A 1262-nucleotide genomic window follows, 5' to 3' on the forward strand; every position below is an offset into this window, starting at 1 on the left:
GCGTCGTCGGCGGTGTCGTCGGCGGTGTCGTCGCCGACGGGGCCGAGGTCGGCGTCGGTGTGGCCGCGGTGGGCGTCGGCGTCGGGTCCGGGGCGGACCAGGCCGGTCCCGCGGCGGCCAGGATCGCTGCCGCGGCGGCAATCGCAGTCAGGCTGCGTTTCATTCTCACTGTTGTGTTCCCCCACAAAAACGGACCCCGGTCACCCGGGGCCCGATTGGTACAGATCAATCGAGAAGGTACGTTACGCACAGATCGAACGATGTGTCGATTGGGGCGGAACTTGCTACTTGCCCCGTAAGTGTTGTATTGCACCAGCTGGTTGATCGGAGAAGGCAGTGGGGAAGGCGGGGCGATTCACTCGAACCGGGACGCGTGCGGGGGTGTTCGCGGCGGGGGCGCTGCTCCTGACGGTGGGGTGTTCCGGGGGTGACGGCGACAGCGGGTCCGCGAAGGACAACCCCAACCTGCTGCTCGGGTTCCGCACGTGGCTGAAGACGAATGACTCGACGCGCGACGACGACTTGGCGGCCCACGCCGTGAACGTCAGCCTCGACTACCGGTCCGGTGACCGCGAGGGGGTGGCCAAGGTCCTCACCGACTACGGCCCGTGGGGCGAGGCAGAGAACCAAGTCGGGCCGCTGGCAAGGGCGTTCACGCAATGGTGGGACGAGGACCCGTCGGCCGCAAGCGCACACTTCCTCGGCCAGGGCGGAAAGACAGCGAAGAAGGCCAAGCTCTACGACGGCGACAAGCCGTCGAACCTCCTCAAGGAATTCCGTTCCTGGGCCGCCAAGAACTCCCCGAGCGGCGAACGCCTCGCCCCGCACATCACCGAACTCACCATCGGATACGGGGCGAAGGGCTCCGGCGCCGTCACGGTCTCGACCGACTACGTCACGCACAAGGACAACGAGACCCAGAAGAAGGTCGACGCCCTCAGCGAGGCGTTCGCCGACTGGTGGGACGGCGACGAGGGCGCGGAATCCGTCACCGTGACCAGCGAGGACCAAGGCAGCCGCGCCGAAAGGGACTTGACCGCTAGGTAAGGCTCCCGGCGTCGACCTGAACGAACTCGCACCAGATGGTCTTTCCGGGATCGCGCTCCACGACGCCCCACTTGTCGGCCAAGGCGGCCACGAGCAGCAGCCCACGCCCCGACTCGGCGTCACCTTCACCGTTGATACCGAGCCTGGGCCATCCGCCGCCGCTGTCGTGCACTTCGACGCGGAGTACGTCGCCCTCGTTGTGGAGGTGGAGCCGG

2 protein-coding genes are annotated in these 1262 nt (G+C 67.4%); one reads left to right on the forward strand and one right to left on the reverse strand.

Annotated features, from left to right (window positions below):
• The first annotated feature begins 381 nt into the window (after positions 1-381).
• The gene (locus ACZ5CR_RS45820; protein WP_468869805.1) at positions 382-1047 is read left to right on the forward strand and encodes a hypothetical protein; all 666 of its coding nucleotides are present in this window, start codon (positions 382-384) and stop codon (positions 1045-1047) included.
• Here the strand turns inward: ACZ5CR_RS45820 and ACZ5CR_RS45825 are convergent.
• On the reverse strand, positions 1040-1262 hold a 223-nt coding region (locus ACZ5CR_RS45825), incomplete at its 5' end, for an ATP-binding protein (RefSeq protein WP_468869809.1). The two genes, ACZ5CR_RS45820 and ACZ5CR_RS45825, sit on opposite strands and share 8 nt — an antisense overlap.

The organism is Streptomyces sp. NPDC031274 (assembly GCF_055570235.1).